The organism is Maribacter sp. MS6 (assembly GCF_056839185.1).
In genome coordinates this window covers 1,227,498-1,249,575 of sequence record NZ_CM166389.1, presented here as the reverse complement: position 1 = coordinate 1,249,575, position 22,078 = coordinate 1,227,498, and the positions used below count along the sequence as shown (strand labels likewise).

The 22,078-nt window shown below is 38.4% G+C and carries 18 protein-coding genes and 1 pseudogene; 11 read left to right on the top strand and 8 right to left on the bottom strand.

The window, feature by feature from the left end:
• Window positions 1-26: 26 nt before the first annotated feature.
• Window positions 27-518 (bottom strand): 5-(carboxyamino)imidazole ribonucleotide mutase, encoded by a 492-nt coding sequence (purE, locus tag MS6x_RS05680; RefSeq protein ID WP_482605962.1) that lies wholly within the window; start codon window positions 516-518, stop codon window positions 27-29.
• Window positions 519-520: 2 nt separating this feature from the next.
• The gene (locus MS6x_RS05675) at window positions 521-1,675 is read right to left on the bottom strand and encodes a 5-(carboxyamino)imidazole ribonucleotide synthase (RefSeq protein ID WP_482605961.1); all 1,155 of its coding nucleotides are present in this window, start codon (window positions 1,673-1,675) and stop codon (window positions 521-523) included.
• A 136-nt stretch (window positions 1,676-1,811) separates the two neighbouring features.
• Between MS6x_RS05675 and MS6x_RS05670 the strand changes: the two genes are divergently transcribed.
• From MS6x_RS05670 to MS6x_RS05640, 7 genes are all read left to right on the top strand, one after another.
• Window positions 1,812-2,918: an adenylate kinase gene (locus tag MS6x_RS05670; RefSeq protein WP_482605959.1), complete on the top strand. Its 1,107-nt coding sequence runs from the start codon at window positions 1,812-1,814 to the stop codon at window positions 2,916-2,918.
• Window positions 2,919-3,195: 277 nt separating this feature from the next.
• Window positions 3,196-4,197, top strand: a complete 1,002-nt coding sequence (gene obgE, locus MS6x_RS05665) for a GTPase ObgE (protein ID WP_482605958.1) — start codon at window positions 3,196-3,198, stop codon at window positions 4,195-4,197.
• 15 nt (window positions 4,198-4,212) lie between these two features.
• A complete protein-coding gene (locus tag MS6x_RS05660; protein WP_482605957.1) occupies window positions 4,213-4,923 on the top strand; it encodes an ion transporter in 711 nt (236 codons plus the stop codon).
• A 31-nt stretch (window positions 4,924-4,954) separates the two neighbouring features.
• Window positions 4,955-5,482: a DUF4136 domain-containing protein gene (locus MS6x_RS05655; RefSeq protein ID WP_482605955.1), complete on the top strand. Its 528-nt coding sequence runs from the start codon at window positions 4,955-4,957 to the stop codon at window positions 5,480-5,482.
• 306 nt (window positions 5,483-5,788) lie between these two features.
• A complete protein-coding gene (locus MS6x_RS05650; RefSeq protein WP_482605953.1) occupies window positions 5,789-5,992 on the top strand; it encodes a hypothetical protein in 204 nt (67 codons plus the stop codon).
• A gap of 374 nt (window positions 5,993-6,366) precedes the next feature.
• Window positions 6,367-7,437: a sensor histidine kinase gene (locus MS6x_RS05645; protein WP_482605951.1), complete on the top strand. Its 1,071-nt coding sequence runs from the start codon at window positions 6,367-6,369 to the stop codon at window positions 7,435-7,437.
• The gene (locus MS6x_RS05640; protein WP_482605949.1) at window positions 7,434-8,168 is read left to right on the top strand and encodes a LytR/AlgR family response regulator transcription factor; all 735 of its coding nucleotides are present in this window, start codon (window positions 7,434-7,436) and stop codon (window positions 8,166-8,168) included. The genes MS6x_RS05645 and MS6x_RS05640 overlap by 4 nt, the downstream gene beginning before the upstream one ends.
• On the opposite strand, the gene MS6x_RS05635 is transcribed toward MS6x_RS05640, so the two are convergent.
• The 5 genes from MS6x_RS05635 to MS6x_RS05615 all read right to left on the bottom strand — a co-directional run bounded on the left by MS6x_RS05635 (window position 8,169) and on the right by MS6x_RS05615 (window position 17,436).
• Window positions 8,169-9,182 (bottom strand): transglutaminase domain-containing protein, encoded by a 1,014-nt coding sequence (locus MS6x_RS05635; protein ID WP_482605948.1) that lies wholly within the window; start codon window positions 9,180-9,182, stop codon window positions 8,169-8,171.
• Window positions 9,179-9,916 (bottom strand): carboxypeptidase-like regulatory domain-containing protein, encoded by a 738-nt coding sequence (locus MS6x_RS05630; protein WP_482605946.1) that lies wholly within the window; start codon window positions 9,914-9,916, stop codon window positions 9,179-9,181. Before MS6x_RS05630 ends, MS6x_RS05635 begins: the two co-directional genes overlap by 4 nt.
• A 155-nt stretch (window positions 9,917-10,071) precedes the next feature.
• Window positions 10,072-16,146, bottom strand: coding sequence for an alpha-2-macroglobulin family protein (locus tag MS6x_RS05625; RefSeq protein WP_482605944.1), 6,075 nt, complete (start codon window positions 16,144-16,146; stop codon window positions 10,072-10,074).
• A gap of 149 nt (window positions 16,147-16,295) precedes the next feature.
• Window positions 16,296-17,081, bottom strand: coding sequence for an SDR family oxidoreductase (locus MS6x_RS05620; RefSeq protein ID WP_482605942.1), 786 nt, complete (start codon window positions 17,079-17,081; stop codon window positions 16,296-16,298).
• Window positions 17,082-17,118: 37 nt separating this feature from the next.
• Window positions 17,119-17,436, bottom strand: coding sequence for a cupin domain-containing protein (locus MS6x_RS05615; protein WP_482605941.1), 318 nt, complete (start codon window positions 17,434-17,436; stop codon window positions 17,119-17,121).
• A gap of 87 nt (window positions 17,437-17,523) precedes the next feature.
• On the opposite strand from MS6x_RS05615, the gene MS6x_RS05610 reads away from it, so the two are divergent.
• Complete coding sequence (locus MS6x_RS05610) at window positions 17,524-18,879, top strand: UDP-N-acetylmuramate--L-alanine ligase (protein WP_482605939.1); 1,356 nt, start codon at window positions 17,524-17,526, stop codon at window positions 18,877-18,879.
• Between the two features lie 7 nt (window positions 18,880-18,886).
• On the opposite strand, the gene MS6x_RS05605 is transcribed toward MS6x_RS05610, so the two are convergent.
• The gene (locus tag MS6x_RS05605; RefSeq protein WP_482605938.1) at window positions 18,887-19,330 is read right to left on the bottom strand and encodes a DUF1569 domain-containing protein; all 444 of its coding nucleotides are present in this window, start codon (window positions 19,328-19,330) and stop codon (window positions 18,887-18,889) included.
• 64 nt (window positions 19,331-19,394) lie between these two features.
• Between MS6x_RS05605 and radC the strand changes: the two genes are divergently transcribed.
• From radC to MS6x_RS05590, 3 genes and pseudogenes are all read left to right on the top strand, one after another.
• Window positions 19,395-20,093, top strand: a complete 699-nt coding sequence (gene radC, locus MS6x_RS05600) for a RadC family protein (RefSeq protein ID WP_482605936.1) — start codon at window positions 19,395-19,397, stop codon at window positions 20,091-20,093.
• A pseudogene (locus MS6x_RS05595) lies at window positions 20,094-21,388 on the top strand (polysaccharide deacetylase family protein).
• Window positions 21,381-22,070 (top strand): YjjG family noncanonical pyrimidine nucleotidase, encoded by a 690-nt coding sequence (locus MS6x_RS05590; RefSeq protein ID WP_482605934.1) that lies wholly within the window; start codon window positions 21,381-21,383, stop codon window positions 22,068-22,070. The pseudogene MS6x_RS05595 and the gene MS6x_RS05590 overlap by 8 nt, the downstream one beginning before the upstream one ends.
• Window positions 22,071-22,078 lie beyond the last annotated feature (8 nt).

The window sequence follows — 22,078 nt, the reverse complement described above, 5'->3', positions numbered from 1 at the left end:
CACTGCCAACTGCTACTGAGGTCTGCTTACTTTTGACCGTTTACTGCTTTCGCGCCTTCAATTACTTTTTGCTTCAAGCCTTCTTTATAAAGAATGATTTTATCCAAAACGCAGGTATCGGAAGAACCGATGATTTGAGCTGCAAGAATACCCGCGTTCTTAGCACCGTTGAGGGCTACGGTAGCGACAGGTACCCCACCAGGCATTTGAAGAATAGAGAGCACGGAATCCCAACCGTCAATGCTGTTACTACTTTTTATAGGAACACCGATTACAGGTAAGGGAGATAAGGAAGCTACCATACCGGGTAGGTGTGCTGCACCGCCAGCTCCGGCAATAATCACGGCATAACCGTTCGAATGGGCATTTTTACTGAAATCAAATAATTTTTCGGGGGTACGGTGCGCGGAAACGATGTCCACATCTAATTCAATGTCAAACCCCTTTAAGATATCAATTGCATCCTGCATTATAGGTAGGTCGCTTGTGCTTCCCATTACTACGGCTACTTTACTCATAATTATTTGTTGATTACTTTTATAGTCTCCTTAACCTTCTGAGCAACCCGCCGTGCTTCATTTATGTCTTCGTTCACAATGGTAACATGTCCCATTTTTCGAAATGGGCGGGTTTGCTTTTTGCCATAGATGTGCGGTGTAACACCTTCCATAGCCATTATTTCTTCAATATTTTCGTAAACTACGTCACCGGTATGTCCTTCTGCACCAACCAAGTTTACCATAATACCCGCTACTTTGCTGTCCGTCTTACCTAAGGGTAAATCTAAAATAGCCCTTATATGTTGCTCAAATTGATTGGTGTAACTGGCTTCTATGCTATAATGTCCGCTATTATGAGGTCTTGGGGCTACTTCGTTAACTAGAATCTTATCCTCTTTCGTTTGAAACATCTCTACGGCCAAAACTCCAATATGACCAATTTTCTCCGAAACATGTAGGGCTACTTCCCGAGCTTTTTTGGCTACAGTACCATCAATTCTGGCCGGACAAATTACGTACTCTACTTGATTCGCTTCTGGGTGAAATTCCATTTCTACAACAGGGTAGGTAACTACTTCGCCGCTTGGGCTTCGAACCACGATAACGGCAAGCTCATTTTTAAATGGGATCATTTCCTCTGCAATACATTCTCCAGGTGGTAAACCCTTTACATCTTTCATGGAACGTACCACTTTTACACCCTGACCGTCATATCCAAATTTTGTTGCTTTCCAAACAAAGGGGAATTCCAATCCTCCGTTATCAATACTATCCTCTATTTCGCTGGCATAGGCAAACCTTGAAAAATCTGCTGTGGGAACATTATGGTCTACATAGAATAATTTCTGTTTTGCTTTATTCTGTATAATTCGCAATGCCTTGGTGGGCGGATATACTTTTGTACCCTCATCTTCTAGTTTCTCCAGTGCATCTAGATTTACATTCTCTATTTCAATGGTTAGCACATCTACCTGTTTCCCAAAATTGTATACAGCATCGTAATCCATTAAATCTCCCAATACAAATTCATCGCAAGAAATTTTACATGGCGCTTCGGTTGAGTTCTCCAACACTTTGGTGTGGATGTCAAATTTTCGTGTTTCATAGAGCATCATTTTGCCCAATTGTCCACCTCCTAAAATACCCAATTTAAAATCTGACGAAAAATAGTCCATATGGTAATCGACTTTTTTGAATAGAAATCTTCTTTGTTAGTTACAAAAATACGGTTAAATCTCAGAATCCGTTTCCCTAAGCTCCAAAAACACAGGTCAAAATGCTATATTTACCAACTTAAATAATGGTGTAAAATTGATACAGCTCCACGACAAGTTTTTTAAACATTACCTAAGTGAAAAGGAAATTCAGCAGGCGGTAAAACGCATTGCAGATAAGGTTGCTGAGGATTATAAAGAGCAAACACCCATATTTGTTGGTGTTTTGAATGGCTCATTTATGTTTGTGTCGGATTTTTTGAAAGCCTATCAACATCCTTGCGAAGTCTCCTTCGTTAAATTAAGTTCTTATCAAGGCTTAACTTCCACTGGTATTGTTGAGACACTTTTAGACTTGCCAGATAATATTGAGGGTAGGAGCGTAATTATTTTGGAAGATATTATAGATACCGGTCGTACCTTAAAGGAGCTAGTACATTTATTTTCAAATACGAATGTAAAGGAATTCAAGATTGCCAGTCTTTTCTATAAGTCTGAAGTGTATAATGGGGAGTACGCCATAGATTATTTTGGACTTGAAATACCAGACCGCTTTATTGTAGGTTACGGTTTAGATTATAAGGAGCTGGGCAGAAATTTAAAAGAAGTATACCAATTAAACTATAAACACATGATTAACCTCGTTTTGTTCGGAAAACCAGGTGCCGGTAAAGGTACACAAGCGGAATTTTTGAAAGAAAAGTACAACTTAAAACATATTTCTACCGGAGATGTTTTTAGATATAATATTAAAAACAATACGGAATTAGGTACATTGGCCAAATCTTACATGGATAAGGGCGATTTGGTGCCAGATGAAGTAACTATTAAAATGTTGGAAGACGAGGTGAATAAAAATCCAGAGGCAGACGGATTTATTTTTGATGGTTTTCCAAGAACTGTTGCGCAAGCGGAAGCCTTGGATAATTTTTTGGAATCCAAGGATATGAAAATTAATGCTACGGTAGCACTTGATGCCAATGATGAGATTTTGATAGAACGCTTATTGGAGCGTGGAAAAGTAAGCGGCCGTTCGGACGATCAAGATGTAAGTAAGATTAGAAATCGTTTTGACGAGTACAATCAAAAAACGGCACCTTTAAAGGATTACTATAAGGAGCAGCATAAATTTCACAGTGTCAATGGTATAGGGACTATAAAAGAGATTACAGAGCGATTGACCAAAGTGGTAGATGGCCTGTAAACATTGTTAAAATAAGGATAGATAAATCATAGTTCAATGGCCGAAGAAGTTATAGGACCCAAAGTTGCCCTAAGAGGATGTTTGACAGTGGGTGGTTTTGTACTGCTAGTTTTTATTCTTGTTTCTATTGGCTATTTGATTTACGTTTTCTATTTAGATGATTCTTTACCTTAAAAGTATTAAAAGCCTTATTTGACTATTAATAGGTTCTCCCCCTTTCGTTTTCTTTATTTTTGTATTCGTATTGGGCGTTTTCCCATAACCTAAAGTAAACTTCATGACTGAAGGTAATTTTGTAGACTACGTAAAGGTGTTTTTAAATTCCGGTAAAGGAGGCAAAGGGTCTGTGCATCTACACCGAGAAAAATTTATTACCAAAGGAGGCCCTGATGGTGGTGACGGAGGGCGTGGAGGTCATATTATTCTACGAGGCAATCAAAACCTATGGACACTCATTAATTTCAAGTTCAAAAAACATTTTAAAGCAGGGCATGGTGCGCATGGCAGCAAGAATAGAAGTTCTGGCGCCGATGGAGAAGATGTCTACTTAGATGTGCCTTTGGGAACCATAGTTAAGGATGGGGAAACCCAAGAAGTTGTTGCAGAAATAACCGAGCACGGGGAAGAGAAAGTACTTTTGGAAGGTGGTATGGGCGGTCGTGGTAACTGGCATTTTAGGACAGCTACCAATCAAACGCCAAGATATGCCCAACCTGGTGTAGATGGTCAGGAAAAGGATTTTATTCTAGAGCTTAAAGTATTGGCAGACGTGGGCCTCGTAGGTTTTCCAAACGCGGGTAAGTCTACCTTGCTATCTGTAATCACATCCGCAAAACCTAAAATCGCCGATTATGAATTTACAACGCTAAAACCAAATTTAGGTATTGTAGAATACAGAGATTTTAAGAGTTTCGTCATGGCCGATATTCCCGGTATCATTGAGGGTGCTGCCGAAGGCAAAGGGCTCGGACACTATTTTTTAAGGCATATAGAACGAAATTCTACCTTGTTGTTTCTTATTCCTGCGGACAGTAAAGATATCAGCAAGGAATATGAAATTTTATTGGATGAACTCCGTAGGTATAATCCCGAGTTACTGGATAAAGAAAGATTGATAGCCATCTCCAAAAGCGATATGCTCGATAATGAACTCATGGACGAAATGCGCACGGAATTGGATAAAGATCTTAACGGTGTGCCCTTTATGTTTATATCCTCAGTTGCTCAATTAGGTATTACCGAGCTTAAGGATAAACTTTGGGCCATGCTCAGTGTTTAAATTTAAAGCGATAAAATGAGACAGTATATTAAAAGTATTGTTGAGCTAAATGATACGCCCAAGAGCAGGGGATTTGCTTATTTTATTCAGGTATTAATTCTAGTTTCCATTATCTCATTTTCATTTGAGACCGTTCCAGATTTGGAGCCAACTACCAGAATAGTGCTGCGTATTATCGAAGTGTTCTGTGTAGTCGTTTTTACGATAGAATACATTCTTCGTATCTATTGTTCGGATAAAAAGAGTGACTTTATTTTTAGTTTTTATGGTATTATCGACTTCTTGGCCATATTGCCTTTTTATTTGGCCTTGGGAGTAGATTTACGGTCCTTACGTGCCCTACGGTTTTTGCGCTTGTTCCGAATTTTTAAACTTATGCGATACAACCGTGCGTTGGCACATTTTTCTAGAGCTATCAATAGGGCAAAAGAAGAAATTCTATTATTTCTTTTTGTTACCCTCATACTCATTTATTTTTCTGCCGTAGGTATTTATTATTTTGAAAGCGCGGCACAGCCCGAGCATTTCTCATCTATCTTCGATAGTCTTTGGTGGGCAATTATTACGTTAACGACAGTAGGCTATGGAGATGTATACCCTATTACGGTAGGAGGCAGAGTATTTACATTTTTTATATTGATGATAGGTTTAGGTATTGTCGCTATTCCTACGGGCATTATATCATCTGCGCTTACAAAATCTGTAGACAACAAAGAGGAAGTTTGATTTTTACGTAACTTGGTTCAAATTCATAATTATGAAACATCTAAGTCTTTTAGTCCTGTTAATTCTAATGGTTTCATGCGGTGCTACACGTGTAAATTATGATTACGATAAGACGACAGACTTTTCTGCCTATACTACGTATGGTTATTTTGCAGATATAGAAACCGGACTCAGTCAGTTGGATGAAAGACGGCTAATGAATGCTATGGACGCTATCCTGCAATCGAAGGGTTTATTGTTTTCGGAGGAACCGGATATGCTCATCAATATTCAAAGTACCGTACTAAGGGGCCAAGCTACTAATGCGGTTGGCGTGGGACTTGGCGGCGGCGGCGGTGCTGTAGGCGGTGGAATTTCGGTTGGTATTCCCGTAGGTGGCCCCAACGTTGCTAGAGAGATCAAAATTGACCTTGTAGATGCTAAAAAGGATCTATTGATTTGGCAAGCCATAAGTGAATCTCCATATAAAGAAGGTGATTCACCAATGATTAAAGAGAAAAAAATAGAGGAGTTGGTGGTAAAGATATTTGAGAAATATCCTCCTAAATCCCGTAATTAGAAAGTGCAACTAGAACTAAATCTTCTTATAATTTTAATACCCTAAAAACGCTATAAATCCCCATTTTATAGGTGTTTTAAGGAATTTATATAAAATTATATTTTTATAAGTATTTGACATTCAATATTTTATGTTTCGGTTAAGCAAAATGCCCGTTCGGTAGTTTCATTCTACCGTTCGTCATAATTTACTGTAATATCACCTACTTCTCCTTTAGATTTACACCATCGAACAAACCTAGTGGCTTTTTAAGTATAGCACACGGTTTGAAACAAAAATCAATTAACTATTTAAAATCAAATAATCATGAAAACAATCGACAGAACAAAAGCAGTAGTATTAAGTATTGGAGTACTAACAGTAGTTGGATCTTTAGTAGGAGCCATAACAAGTCTTAGTCTTATGAGTTACGTTTTTCCACTGTATGTTGGACTTACCCTAGTTGGAGTATCCGTATTGCATAAAGAGCAAGAAACAACATTTGAGAACAAAACGGGGGTAATCGGCTAATTCATAACCGTATAGGACGCAAATTTTACCACTGGCCATAAATATTATTTTAGGTTTAAGGCCATCTCTTAAATTTGGAAATAGATATTGAACCCTATCAACTATAGTACCTATTTCTTAGTTGCGGATCGAGAAGTATTCCATCCCAGAGGTAATCTTCGGAAAATAATATCACGAAATACAATTGAGAGCAACTTTTAAGTCGTTTGACTGCTCACCAGAAACTATTTATTAACCAATCTAAAAAGATGAATTCTATGATAACCATTGTAAAACTACTTTTATCCATACTCCTTCTCATATTTCTATAGGTTAGGGCATAACCATTAAACATTTGATTATTATCCTATATTTGACCCTTAACAACAAGACTAATGGCTTCTTTTATTAAAAGACATCGATGGCACTTTTACTTTTGGGCGGTGCAACTTCTAGGTTGGGGAGGCTTGGTGTTTATTGCTTATGCCTTTACGCCCGATATGGACGGCTATAAGGGGAGTAAACTATTTTATTATGGATTGATCGCTACCTTCGTCATCGGCATTTCAGCCACAAGTTTCCTTCGTTCTTTTTTGAACAGAATCTTAAATTTGGACGATTTCGATTCCAAACAACTTATAAAAATAGTAATAGGTATTGGGATTGCCTCGTTTATCTATTTCGGGCTTTCCTATGGCTTTGGATACCTTGTAGGTAAGTATACCGATGAAAATTTAAAGATTCCTGAAATGTATAGAAATTTGGGGATTGGTCTAATGTTGGTTAATTCTTTCATTATCATTTTGGGTTGGACGGTTTTTTTTATGTCCGTAAAAATTGCTGCAAAATTAAATTCAAATCGCTTGGAGCGCGCAGAACTTACAAGCACGTTAAAACAGGCTCAATTGAATACGTTAAAGGGACAGATTAATCCGCATTTTATGTTCAATAGCCTTAACAATATTAGAGGATTAATGCTGGAGGATGTGGAAAAATCCCGGGATATGCTAACGAAGCTGTCCGAGATGCTTCGGTATTCCTTAACTAAAAATAATATCAACGCTATTGCATTGGAAGAGGAGCTGGAGATGGTAGATAATTATATAGCCTTGTCCAAAATTCAGTTTGAAGACCGACTTGTTTTTATAAAAGAAGTGGATACCGAAACGCTAGCATTTCAGATTCCACCGATGATTATACAATTACTTGTAGAAAATGCTACAAAACATGGCATATCTAATCTAAAGTCTGGCGGTACCATTAAATTGACCACGGAAAAAACGGAAAATAGTCTTTGTATACGCGTAATAAACACAGGAAAATTAATAATTTCCGAAAATTCTACACATTTAGGGCTAAAGAATATTAAGCAACGTTTACGTTTATTATACGGTACAAAAGCCTCTTTCTTGCTACAGGAACTAAATGAGGAAGTTGTGGCTACCATAAATATTCCCTTAACATGAATACCATAATAAAGACTGTGATAGTAGAGGATTCTCGTTTAGCGCGGAACGAATTAAAGGAACTCATTAAAGCACATACCCAGATAACAATTGTTGGAGAGGCAGAAAACGTGGACGATGGGTATGCCTTAATTCTTAAAAGTAGACCTGATTTACTCTTTTTAGATATCAATATGCCAGAAAAAGATGGATTCGAATTACTGGAAATGTTAGATGAGGTCCCAATTACGATTTTTACAACAGCCTTTGATGAGTATGCCATCAAATCCTTTGAATACAATGCATTGGATTATTTGTTAAAGCCCATTAACGAGAAGCGTTTTGCCCAGGCCATGGAAAAGGTCGAAGCTAGACTGGAGGATAAAAGTGAACCCGCTTTGGCTCCTCAAGAAAGACTAACGGGTACTAGCCAAATTTTCATTAAGGATGGTGAAAAGTGCTGGTTGGTAAAAATAGGAGATATATCTCATTTTGAAATCGTAGGTAATTATACGCGGGTATTCTTTAAAGACGAAAACCCTATGCTTTATAAATCCTTAAACCAAGTAGAGGAAAAACTACCAGAACACTATTTTTTTAGGGCTAACAGACAACAGATTATTAATACAAATTTTATTGCTGGTGTAGTACCGTGGTTTAATGGCAAACTAAAGCTAACCATGCAGAATGGAGCTGAGGTAGAGGTGTCCCGCAGGCAATCCTATCTTTTTAAAGATAAAATGAGTCTGTAATTATTTGCGTTTAACATAAACTACATAGGTTGCTATGCTCTTATCTTTGATGTTCACATGTACGTCATACCTCCCAGTAGTGTTAAAGACATAATCAAGTAAATATTCCGTATTGGTTCGCGTCATAGTTGGCTGAACGGTTTTATTGACACCATTTTTACGTAAAACTAACATGAAGTCTTCGCTGTCATAAACATCCTGTGAACTAAATTTGAATGATATACCTTCATTTTTTACAATGGTGTTTTTCATTTTTTTTGGAAAGTTCGGGACAATGTTAAGGTTAAAAGCTTCCCTATAAATTATAGGTCCGGCAACAAATTGCTCGTAAATGGGCGGTGCACTTACCAACGACATACGCATATCCAATGGATAGTGGTTCTTTATAAAGAGTTCCGGTTTAGCTAAAAAGTAGCCATCAAAATAATCCTGCTCAAATCTTGTTCCTTGTTCGTCCATAATAATTTTACCGGCAGACCAAGTAGCATCGCACAAGTACTGTTTACCGTTGAGCTCAACTATATTCCATGAATGGTTTGGAATACTGTTAATGTTAAGTAGTAGGGTAGGCGTTCTGCCATACCCATCTACTATTTTACTATCAATGCCCGCTAAAGCAGCTAGTTCACGAATTAAATAAGCGTAACCAGTACATGCTGTTTTCTTATGTTTTAGAAGAGTTTCAAATACTTTGGGTGTAAAACTGTTGTTCCAGGCGGATAAAGCTTCTTGGTTTCCATTAAGTTTTTTTCGTTTCTTCTTTGTAGTTAGATAAGAACCATAATCGTTTTCAATACTTATACCGACCCATGTGTAGATAGCTCTAAATTTCTCTACATCCGTAGTTAAATTGGCCGTTAACTTATGGGTCAATATAGGTAAATTATTGAGGGTTTCTTCTTGATAGACATAAGCTATACTATCCGCTTTTTTAAAGTCTATATGTATAAAATCTGAACGCTGGCCAGCTACATGGAAGCTTATAAACAGTAGTAATGCCGTAGACCATTTCATTTTTTGAATATGGAAATGAACTTTTGGAATATAGTTGGTTTGGATTCGTAAATACCGTCTACGACCACTTCACCCATTAAAAATATATCCGTTGCACCAAACGTGATGGTGATATCAAGCGTACTAGATTCATTTGCCTCAACTACATATTCTTTGGTTTCATAGCCTATATAACTAAAAACCAACCTGTCATTGATATCCAAAGTATTCGGAAATTCAAATTTACCATCAAAATCGGTTTGAACGCCAGCAGTACTTCCTTTCAAAACAACGTTAACGCCTGCAAGGGGTAAATTATCTTCATCAACCACAATACCTTTCACGGTATATGTTTCTTGATGTATAGTAGCAACGCCAATTCTTCCCATGACCATACTTGTGGGCGGTTTAAGAAGGGGATTTGTATCTGTAGCCATTTGTGCAGCTGCTTCTGGAACCGTACAAAGTGCTAACAGGGAAAATCCAAAAACCGCTATTCCTCTAGATACAAAGTTCGTGTCCATGTTTTTAACTGTTTTTGGTTTATTACCGCTAAGTTGTGTCTTGTTTAAGCGGCCACAGGTATTTTTCTTAGTTGTACTAAAATAGGAAATTAATTCTTTTTGGGACATGGTGGTAAAATCGATGACCTCTTTTGCGCACGAACCGCAATAGCCTCCATGTGCCGTTTTGGTAAACGAATCGAATTTTTGAGTACAAGGTTCTTTAATTGAAAGTTGAAATGCATTTTTCATTCTGCTTTGGTTTTATGATTATAAGGCTAAACTATATGTTCAGTAGCCGTTATAAAATAATAAGCTAGTGTACGGATGCATAGCGTACGTAAACGGTATGTTTCAGTTAGTTTCCTTAACTCTTCTGCAAGATGGGACGTTCCATCTTTGGGTGGTTAGTGGGCTTTGACCTTAACCCGAACCCCTTCGGAACGACTACTGAATTCCGGAGCGTACATGCTTTGTATGGTGGTGATACCATTACTGAAATCACCTGCATTGTTTACCCGAACATCATATTCAAATACGTAGACACCCTTGGGTAAATAGTCAAAAAAGAAATTGGTGCTGGCGTCTTTTGTGGCTTCGTAGTAACCCAGTCCGTCCTGCCATTTGTATCTAGAAATCACGTTTAAAGGCTCAAAACCAGCGGCGCGCATATCTTTCATATGCACGAATTCCATAGGGCGGTCTGCGCGTAATTCGATGCGTACGCGGACTAAATCGCCCACTTGCAACTTGGTTTTGGTAGTAATTTCAGAGATTTCTTCGCCCGTATCCGTATTCTTTTTTACGAAGAGCTTCTTTTTTAATTGTAACGGTGTTTCTGCCGATGTAATTTTATCTAAATCCTCAAAATATTGCCAGTATAGGGCACCCCATGCAATGCCAGCTCCTTTTTTGCTAATTTGTACGTCAGCCATTTTGGGCCGGACTTCGGAGCCGTTCCAGGCTGTTTTGTAGTATCCGGTTCCCGCTTCTACTTTTACGTTTTCAAGTTTGGAAGGTGCTATTTTATCCCCGCCAACCAACACATCAACCGCATCGGTTACGGATAGCCAATCACTACCTTGCAACAGTAGTGCATACACTGCTTCCGTAGTCGCTTTTGTAGTTTTCCACTGGTTGGTCTGTTTGTTTTTCAACAACCAAATTTTAAGGTTGTCAATGGTTTCTATATCTTCTGGATGAATTTCGGAGAAGGCCTCGATCAACAACGCCTGAGTCTCGATTGGTGCTTGATACCAGTACCAAGAATTTGTATTTTCTTTCCAGTACATTCCTAATTCGTCCGAGGTAATACTATTTTCTTCCAAAGCCTTCATGATTTTTTCCGACGTTGCAGCACCGTTATTTCTATGCATAATCAAGGCCAACATACCACGAGAGTACAAACCTTTATTTTTCCAATACATTTTTGCTTGTCCTTTATAATAGTCCTGTATCTCAATTACTTTCTTTGAGGCTTTGATATCTTTAAAAAAGCTTCGCATGTATAGGTAATGGACCTGGATACGGCTCAAATGGTCATCATTAATATTGGCAGCATATTTCTTCATTTGATCGTATTCTTTAACGAACTCATTGTCTAGGTATTGAATGGCGTCTTGAAGCATGGATTGCATCTCAACTTCGCTTGAAAAGACAGAAAGTTGCTTTAAATGCCCAATTCCAGCAATAATATGTTGCGTTACAAACCTGCTATCAGGGCCACCATTGAACCAAGGCCATGCACCTGAACTCTTTTGGTTTTGCTGTAATTTATTCAATGAGATGGCTTGCTCATTTTTCATTTTATCCAAATTGAACAAAAGGGCAATTCGTTTTTTCTGCACGGTTTCGGACTGTGCATCGCGAAGCCATGGTGTTTCTTGAATTAAAAGTGATTTCAATTCTTGGTTTTTCTCCAAATTGCTTGCTAAGGCATCGGAGTTAGCCCATTGTTGAAATACCTCTTGGACTCTAGAATTATTGTTCGCAATATGGCTTGCCAAGGTATTCGCATAGTATCTAGAGAAAGTTTGCTCATTACATTCATAAGGATATTCCATTAAATATGGGAGTGCCTGCACGGCGTACCAAGCTGGGTTGCTGGTCATTTCTAGAGTCAACTTATGATGTTTGAGCGTAGTTGAGGTCGTATACTTTAACTTATCCAAGGTAAAGGTCTTGGTTTCATTGCTCCGAACCCACATGGGTAGCGTTTCGGTCACCAACATACGATTTGTCAATACAGGTAACAGATTTTGCTCTCCGTCACTAAAATCGTCTGCTGTTGCTGTTACGGTATATTGGACGGCTTGTATGTATTCTGGAATTTTCAAGCGCCATGATACTTGGGTGTTGCCTAAGGAGTCAACCTTGAAAGAAGCCCCCTCTAACTCTCCTAAAGGGGAAGGGCTTGCCAACTGGGTCGTAATATCATAGCCGGTGACCGCATCTACCAATTGCAATTTTGCTTTACCAACAAGCGATTTGTTGGTAAGGTTTGCAATTTTTGAGCTGATTACAATTTCATCGTCTTCCCGTAAAAACCGAGGGGCATTAGGAATTACCATGAGCTCTTTTTGTGTTACGGTACGCAACGTTCTATTGGAGCTTTCTAAATTTTTGGTGTGTGCCAACAATTGCAGGTTCCATTGTGTAAGCGCTTCCGGAGTTGTAAAACCGAACGATACATTGCCTTCTTCGTCTGTTTTTAGCTTGGGAAAGAAGAATGCTGTTTCTTGAAGGTTCTTACGGATTTGAACTTCTTCTTTTGCTTGTTTAGCGTTTTGTGCCTTTGGTCTTTCAGGACTAGGTACTTTATCTTTAGACTCGTTACCGAATCCGTTGTCCGCTTCCATAGGAGCTCCGGCTACAGATTCTTCAAGTTCCATGTCATCCATCATCATTATTTCACCAACCGGAGCACTGGATCGCTTCATCATTCTAGATATGCCTGAGCGATTGTAACCTCCATGACCAAAATAAAATCCAAACCAATTAAAGGAATCAAAGCTTGGGTTAGCGTAGCTATATGATTCATTATCTTGATAAATGGTAAATGAATTGGTGGTAAAACAACGTCTGGCATTTACACGTCTTTGTGAATAATAAGTAGGTTTGTCTAAGGGGTAAAATCCCCAGTAATGCGATCTAAAGGTGTCTAAGGACGCATCATACATACTTGCTAACAACTCTGCCGTGACTTTATCACCTTTGGGTCCTTTAATTCTAAAAGACCAAGTTTCATCTGTTCCAGGTTGCAACTTGTCTCTAAATGTTACCGTTTCTATTTGTAAATCTGTACTTGGGTAGGGTACTTGCAGGTTTAAAGTGCCGGCCGTAAAGGAATTGTATGCCGCGAAGCTGTAGGAAATAGCGAACCCGCCAACATCTTCTTTTTTTACAGGCACCGTAAAGTGTTCCGAGTTTTTGTTTAAACGGATGATTTTGGTAGCTATTACTTCATGATTTTTCTCAATGGTAACCGTTACCTCTATATTTTCGGCATTTGAAAAGAGGGTTACTTTTGCATTATCGCCCGGAGTATAGCTGTTTTTATCTGTGGTAATATGGAATAGCTGGTTGTCTGCTAATTTCTTGTCGTTTGGACTAAATACGGTGGTTTCCAAAACGTCCTTTACATCCCGACCAAATTTGTCCTCGGTTTCCAATTCTAAAATGTACTTCCCTGAAATCCATTTTTTGATATCACCCAAGGCGAGCTCTGTGGATTTACCGGTATCGAAGTTTTCTTGCCAAACTAAGGCTCCTTTTTCCCATGTGGAGGAATCATGCTCATTAGTAAAGGCGTCATGAGGAAATAGCTTTTTGAATTCCTCCTTGGTAAAACCTTGGTAATCCGGTGCGGACCACATACGCGGTCGTAATACCTGATCTGGTGCTTTTAACTTATACATCTTAACCGATCCCGTGGCGGGTACAAACTGTCCATTAAGGTTGGTAGTGGATATGGTTAAATTTTGTTCTTTCGAATCCTTGTTCAACGGGTTCGCCAATATCATGTTAGCGGTTAAGGTATGATACCCTACGGTAACGAAAGTTGTTGCGCTATGCGTTTCACCATTGAGGTCGGTAACATCTGCTGTTACTTCGTAATTGAAAGTGGGTAGGTTCTTTTTGTCTGTACCAGTATCTGGTAAGGCTTTAAATTCTATAGAATAATTGCCCGAAGCATCTGTTTTGGTTGCTCCGTGCACTAATTCTTGTGGTGCAGTATTTCTATAGGAGTAGTTCCAATAATACCATCTTGGATAGTATACAGAACGTTTTACACGGTAGGTAACTTTAGCATCTGTAATAGTGCTTCCGGCATATGCAGTGGCTGTACCAGTGACGGTTACACTATCGTTTACCTTGTAGCTTTCTTTAATGGGGGCAAAGGAAGTTTCGAATTTTGGACGTTTATATTCTTCAACGGAAAAGCTTGCATATCCACTTAAATTGTGTTCGTTTGAACGAACTTGCAACGAAAACTGACCGGTAAGCCCGTTACTTGGCAAGATGAATTCACCGGATAAAGAACCAAAATCGTTCGTGACAAATTCTGCTGTATTAACCACTTGTCCGTTCACGTCCTTCAATTCAACGGATACTTTTGCGTTTGCTAGTAGTGAAGAATTTTCTTTTGTACGTTTTAGGGCTATTCCTTTAAAATATAAGGGCTGTCCCGGTCTATAGATACTTCTATCTGTAAATAGAAAACAAGAGTAAGAAATTCCGGCAGTTGTTTGGTCATACCCCCTGTAAATGTAATAGTCGTTATAAAAGGCAGTATCTTTTTTATGTACTATTGCAATACTAACTTCACTCCATTCTTTTTTAGTTCTTTGGATAGAAATCATTCCTGTTTTATTGGAAACTAAGGTTTTCCTCAATCGCTTTCCGTCATAATCCAGGCGATATTTAAGCGTCAATTTTGCTCCAACAATTGGTTTTCCGTTATTTCGATCCACCACTTGAAAATATTGATGGGTTTCGGTTTGCGTTTCTACTAAGGCCAAATCTGTGGCTTGCACCTGTGCGTATGCAAAAGTCTTATCTGTTTTGTCTTTAGGTTCGGCAAGGATGAGGTATTGACCGTTAGTTAGGGGAGGTATCGCTATTTCGGTACGATGCGATTGGTAGTCGTTTTCGTTTTTAATCGCAATATCCCATGATTGGGAAACAGCTAATTCTTTTATGAAGGCAATTTTCTTTTCCTTCGGATATAAATCCTCCAGGGTATTCCATTGTTTAGCGGTTATACTGCGGGCGGTTAGTTGTAGGCCTTCGTAGTTTTTGTAAGTAACCAATACTCTAGATACTTTATTGACCGGTATGTGTCTTTCCGTTGTCAATTGTAAACTATGGGAAAGAATCTGTGTCTTTAGAGCCGTACATTTTTCCGCTCCACGACTTCCAGAAATTTCTTTGGTGACCTTCTCACATAGCTCAAGTGCTTCCTTGATTTTCCAACGATGTTCTTCATTTTTGGCGGGCTGGTAGGTATTTCCTTGTTGATTTAAAAGAGCGGCAATCTCATAATTGTATAACCCAGATGCTATACTTTTAGGTTTAATTGCTGCTGTGTTTCTAAGTACATCTAAATAGTACTGATCTTTATTCTCAAAAACGGCATTTTGGTAAACGAACTGGAGTCTCTGTATATCAACTTCTGCAAATGCATAAGGCTTTTTTGATGGTAAATGGAGCGTTAAAAGTTTTTGATAAATACATAATGCCCTAGCTTGTAAAGAGGTGTCATCCGTTGTTGTAATGTTTACTTGTGTGAACGCATAGCCATCACATAGGAGTTCAGGATTATCAATTTCAAATTTATCCACAGGCCTTGTAATACTGTTTTCATTCGTACTGTAAAACACCAACGCATTTTGTGCAAGAATGTCAAACAGGGTAGGCCGGTATTCCTCAGAGCCCTTCTGCTGGTTTAGAATAGGCTCAAAATCCGAAACTGCTGTTTGTTGCAATTTGGTCTCGTTTTTTAGCGATGCCTCAAAATGGACTGTAATTTCCTTAAAAAGGGTAGTCAAATCCCAAGTCCTAAAATCAACAGAATCTACTTTTTCTTCCGTTTTTGTTCGGTTATAGAACTGATATCTATTTTGTTGATAGTATTGCCAATATAGGGTGCCTAAATAGCTTTCTAAAATATTTTTGGTAGGAGATTCCGCGTTCTGTATCTCTAATTTAAAATCATTTACGATTTTGAGCTGGGCATCTTCCTCTAAGGTCATGGCGTATTTAGATGCATACAGTAAAGCTTTTGTACGTTGTGGTGAATTCTTTTCCTTCTTAGCTTTTTCAGAAATTATGGTTACCACCTTTAAGGCAGACTTTGTTAATGCATCCCTTTCCAGCTTTTCGACCTGTTGCCAGAGTGCTACAAAAGATTCATTATTTTTTTGCGATGATGCCATTTGAGAGAAGAGGAGTATCGTTATAAGAGTTATAATATGTTTCATTATGGTGTGATTAGGCTATGCGCTTTAACTAGAACGGCTTAGCGTTTAGTAGCGTATATCATTTCAAAGTTACGTACAAAGATGTCTCCAAAAACCTCTGTAAACAATGAAAAATTATGGAATGGGTATTTTGGGTTCGTAAACTGGGCTTATAAGGATTTTAGCAATCCTCCATCAATCGGAATTTGGGTTCCCGTAATATAAGCGGCCTTTTCTGAAGCTAAAAAAGCAGCTAAATAGCCATACTCTTTTGGGTCACCAATACGTTTTAACGGTACTTTGGATTTCATGTCCGCTAAAACTGTATCTTCTGAAATCCCCAATTGACGTGCCTTGGTTGCATTCAGCTGTGCAATACGCTCCGTATCAAAATAGCCGGTAAGAATACTGTTTACCGTAATTTGTTTGTCACCTACGTCGGTAGCTAAAGACTTTGCCCAAGTGACCAAACTTGCGCGAATAGAATTGGACAACGCGAGGTAGGACAAAGGTTCTTTCACTGATACAGAGGCTACATTAATGATGCGTCCCCATTGGTTTTGTATCATCTTCGGTAAGGCCAGTTCGGTAGTGAAAATAACGGTTTTAAATAGGAGGTCAAAAGCTACTTGGTAGTCGTTTACTTTTTTTTCTAGGGTATTTCCGGCAGATGGGCCTTGGGTATTGTTAACTAAAATATCAACACTGTTCGATTCAAAATACTTTGTGATGACTTTGCTATACGCTTTATAATTAGAAAAATCGACCACTAAATATTGGTGTTGTTGACCTTCTGATATGGATAAGCTTTTTAAGGTGGTATTTAGCTTTTCTTCATTTCTTGCCATTATCGTAACGCTTGCGCCACTTTTTGCCAATTGCTCTGCGATCGCTCTACCTATGCCGCTGCTACTACCACCAACCAATGCATTTTTTCCTATAAGATTTATTTCCATACTTTATTTTTTGGTTCCCCTTTGGGAACTAACAGGCTTATTTATACTCCTCCCTAGCAGGACTGAAAACATCCATCAATTTACAGGCTGTTATTGCTTTTCCGCTATGGGGAATACCTGAGGCTATGGGTACAATATCACCAGCACGGTAGACCTTGGTTTTGCCGTTTAATGTAAACTCGAATTCCCCTTCCATGACATGCATAATTTGCTCGTGAACGTGGTGGTGCTCTGGTACGACTGCATTTTTTTCAACATCCCAAAAAACGAGGGACATCTTTTCCGTATGTACCAGTTTACCGTGGTAACCTGACATAATTTCTTTTGAAGGTATTGTAGAAAGGTTTAATGACATAAAACAGATTTTAAAGTCTAAGATAATTATAAAGTAGCAGTTTTGATGCTAAATGCAATTCCTATCTTTGTCAACTAAATCAACTTCATGCAAATTCATTTTATTGCTATTGGTGGTAGTGCCATGCACAACCTTGCTTTGGCACTGGAACATAAAGGATATCAAATATCAGGGAGCGACGATGTAATTTTTGAACCTTCAAAAAGTAGATTAGAAAAAGTGGGACTTTTACCGGAAACGTTTGGATGGTTTCCAGAGAAAATACACTCAGGATTAGATGCTATTGTTTTAGGGATGCACGCAAAAGAGGACAATCCAGAGCTGCAAAAAGCCCAGAAATTGGGATTAACGATTTATTCGTATCCTGAGTTCCTTTATGAGCAGTCCAAGAACAAAACCCGAGTGGTCATAGGAGGTAGTCATGGTAAAACAACTATTACTTCCATGATTCTTCATGTGCTTGATTTCCACGGCCGTGAAGTAGATTATATGGTAGGTGCCCAATTAGACGGTTTTGACCGTATGGTACATTTAACAGACGATAATGATTTTATAGTGCTAGAGGGAGACGAGTATCTTTCCTCACCTATAGACCGCAGACCAAAATTCCATTTATATAAACCCAATATTGCATTATTAAGTGGTATTGCTTGGGATCATATTAATGTATTTCCAACCTTTAAGAATTACGTAGAACAATTTCAGATTTTTGTGGATAGTATCGTTAATGGAGGAAGTATTACATATAACATAGAAGATTTGGAAGTTAAAAAGGTGGTAGAAGCTTCTGATAATGCCATTCGAAAATTAGGGTACAAAACACCTGATTATGAAGTGGTTGAAGGTCAAACCTTGTTAACTACACCAGAAGGTCCTATGCCCATTGAAATTTTCGGCAAACATAATCTTAGTAATCTTGCCGGTGCTAAATGGATTTGCCAGAATATGGGAATTGATGAAGATGATTTTTACGAGGCAATTGCAACTTTTAAAGGAGCATCTAAACGCTTGGAGAAAATAGCAGAAGGAAAAACTAGCGTAGCGTATAAGGATTTCGCGCATTCGCCGAGCAAAGTAGCCGCAACTACCATAGCCGTAAAGGAGCAATATCCAAATCGCAAATTGGTAGCTTGTTTGGAACTACATACCTACAGTAGTTTTAACCCGGAGTTTCTAAAAGAGTATAAGGGAGCATTGGATGCGGCCGATGAGCCTGTAATTTTCTTTCTTCCGGAATCCGTAGCCATAAAAAAATTGGATGCGGTAACACCAGATCAGATTACAGAAGCTTTTCAAAGAAAAGATTTGAAAATATTTACCGACGCCAGTGCCTTTCATGCCTATGTGAAAGGGGTCGACTACACGAATACAACCTTACTATTAATGAGCTCGGGTAATTATGGAGGATTAAATTTAAACAGTGTTCAGCATTTGATGGATTAACCTTGCATTACACTCCAAACTGCTTTAGATGATGGTCTAAATGTTTGTATTGCAATTGCCCCCATTGTTCCTTGGTAAAAGGTCCAAAAGCAGGATGAGGATACCACTTGTCCCTATTGCGAAGTGTTGAAAATTCATTTATCAATGTTTTAAGAATAGCTACTTCATGCACAAAATCCTTTGGTACGGTTGCCTTTAGTTGCGGCGCTGTAGGTAGGTTTTTCCGCCAAGGTTTGTCATTATAAAGCGACTTTTTAAAAAAGGTTTTAATGAACCAGTTACCTTTGGAGGAATTCTCTTTGTTCTCTATGGCAAGTTTTAATGGATACTGGCAATGCCATGCCATTTGGCCTACTGTCATCTTTCCCCATTTTCCCTCGGAGTTTTCTGTAAGTTTTGATAAACGGTCGGTAATTTCTTTATGAGTTTCTGAGGTAAGTAAAGATTTCATAGTATTCAACTTTAAATTGATAGCGAAATTTACAATAAAATAATTAGTTCGCTATCTTTAGCCAATGCAAGAAAAGCCCACCTCTTTTTCAATAAAGCACTGGTCTGACGACGATAAGCCAAGGGAAAAACTTCTTACTAAAGGGAGGTCTGCCCTGTCGGATGCCGAGCTTATAGCCATACTTATAGGTTCTGGTAGTAGGTTCGAAAGCGCCGTGGAACTGTCTAAACGCATCCTTGCCTCCGCAGATAATAACCTTAACGAGTTGGGGAGGTTATCTATTAAACAACTCACGGCTTTTAAGGGTATAGGAGAAGCAAAGGCCGTAACCATTGCGGCAGCATTGGAAATTGGGAGGCGAAGAAGGGGGGAGGAAGCATTACAGTTGACAATGATTGGAAGTAGTAAAGATGCTTTTGAAGTATTACAGCCCATCATAGGAGAATTGGAACATGAGGAATTTTGGGTACTATATCTTAATAATTCCAACAAAATCCTGCATAAGACCCAGTTGAGTAAAGGCGGTATTACAGGTACATTGGTAGATGTACGTATTCTTATGAAACAATCATTGGAGCTAGGTGCCGTAGGGCTCATTTTAGCACACAATCATCCGAGTGGCACCTTGAAACCCAGTGCTGCAGATAAGCAAATAACCCAAAAAATTAAGAAAGCGTCAGAATCTTTGGATATAAAGGTATTAGACCATCTCATCATCACGCAGAAAGACTATTTTAGTTTCGCTGACAATCAAGTATTATAAATGTTACTCATATATACCCATAAGATTACCCCAAGGTTTACCTATACCATGAAACAGGTCTTTACCAGGATTTTGGGTATAGAAATTGGTTTTACTACCAAGATAGAGGATTTTATAAAACATACCGATGAAAAAATAACCTACACCAAACAGCCGCTACAGAACGAATTCTTTATCCGTAGCAACGATCTTCTCTTTGAGCAAGGCATCAACGACATTCAAATACAGATTCATGAATGGGATGGAACGCCTAGTTTTTTTTCCGCTGGAGAACGAAGCAATGTCCCTTTTGATATTTTCGCTGCTAGCTTTTATTTGTTGAGCAGGTACGAGGAGTACTTACCACATGTTAAGGATATACACGGTAGATTTTCTCCAAAGGACAGCATAGCTTACCAACACGATTTTTTAAAACAGCCAATTGTGGATATATGGGCACTAAAGCTGTTGGAACTCCTAAGGGATAAATTTCCTAAACTGAAATATAAGGAACGAAGGTATACCTATCTTTCTGTCTTGGATGTTACCACATCCCACTCCTACGCCAATAGAGGACTTTTTAGGGGATTGGCGGGATTTTTATTGGATCTGGGTACGTTGAAGTTCAAACGGGTATGGGAGCGCATAATGGTGGGGATCAAACGGAGAAAAGATCCTTATGATAATTTTGAACAATTGATTGCATGGCATCAAAGCTATGATGTAAAAAGTATCTTCTTTTTTCAGTTTGCGGATTATTCCAAGTACGATAAGAATGTATCAACAAATAGTAATCGTTTTAAATCGCTTATTAAATATATAGCCGATTATGCAAAAGTTGCACTTGGCGCCTCTTATAGTTCCTTTAGGGATATAGAGCTGCTAAAAAAGAAAAGAATAATTTGGAAAATGTAATCAACAGACCGGTTAATTATTCTAGAATGCGCTACAATAGGGTAGATGTTCCGGAATCCTATAGAAATTTGGTGACGGCCGAGTTTACCAATGATTTTACCATGGGGTATACCCATGAAATGGGTTTTAGAGCCGGTACATGTACACCGTTTCAATTTTATGATATTCCGTTAGAAGTTAAGCAACCCATTAAGATTCAACCCTTTGCCCTGCATGATTACTCTTTGTTAAACGCTAAAAGCGAGGAACAGATAGTAGAAAAAATAAAAGCTATCCACAATGAAGTTAAAAAGGTAGAAGGATCTTTTGTAACTGTCTTTTCAAATGAGCTGCTTGGAGGCGATGAGAAATTTGATTGGAAAAAAATATATAAGAACGTTATAAGTACCTACAATGTTTAAAGATATAATAACAGATATTTTTTTTGACCTTGATCACACCCTTTGGGATTTTGAAAAAAATTCGGCACTAACCTTTGAGAGTATATTGCCGGTACATGGTATAGCCATACCCTTAGCTACTTTTTTAGAGGTGTATGTGCCGGCAAACTTGGTGTTTTGGAAAATGTATCGGGAAGAAAGAATTACGAAAGCGCAACTACGCTACCAAAGACTGAAATCTGTTTTTGATACCTTGGAGTATTCCGTATCCGATACTACTATTCATAGTATTGCAGAGGACTATATTAAACAGCTATCCTCCCATACTTTTTTATTTCCAAATGCAATAGACGTGTTGGAATATTTAAAACCAAACTATCGGCTACATATTATTACTAACGGATTTCAGGAAATACAAGAGAAAAAATTACGAAACTCAGGAATTCACCTTTATTTTGAACAAATAATAGATTCTGAGATGGCCGGGGTAAAGAAACCAGACCCGTTAATTTTTAATTTGGCTTTAGAAAAGGCCAAGGTTAGACCAGAATCGTCTTTGATGATAGGAGACAGCCTAGAAGCTGATATTCTCGGGGCTAGAGCAGTAGGTCTTCATGCCTTGCATTTCAATGCACACGGAGAAGCTGAACATAAGCATAGTCCAATGATTACAGAGTTACGGGAAATAAAAACATATTTATAGAGTTACTA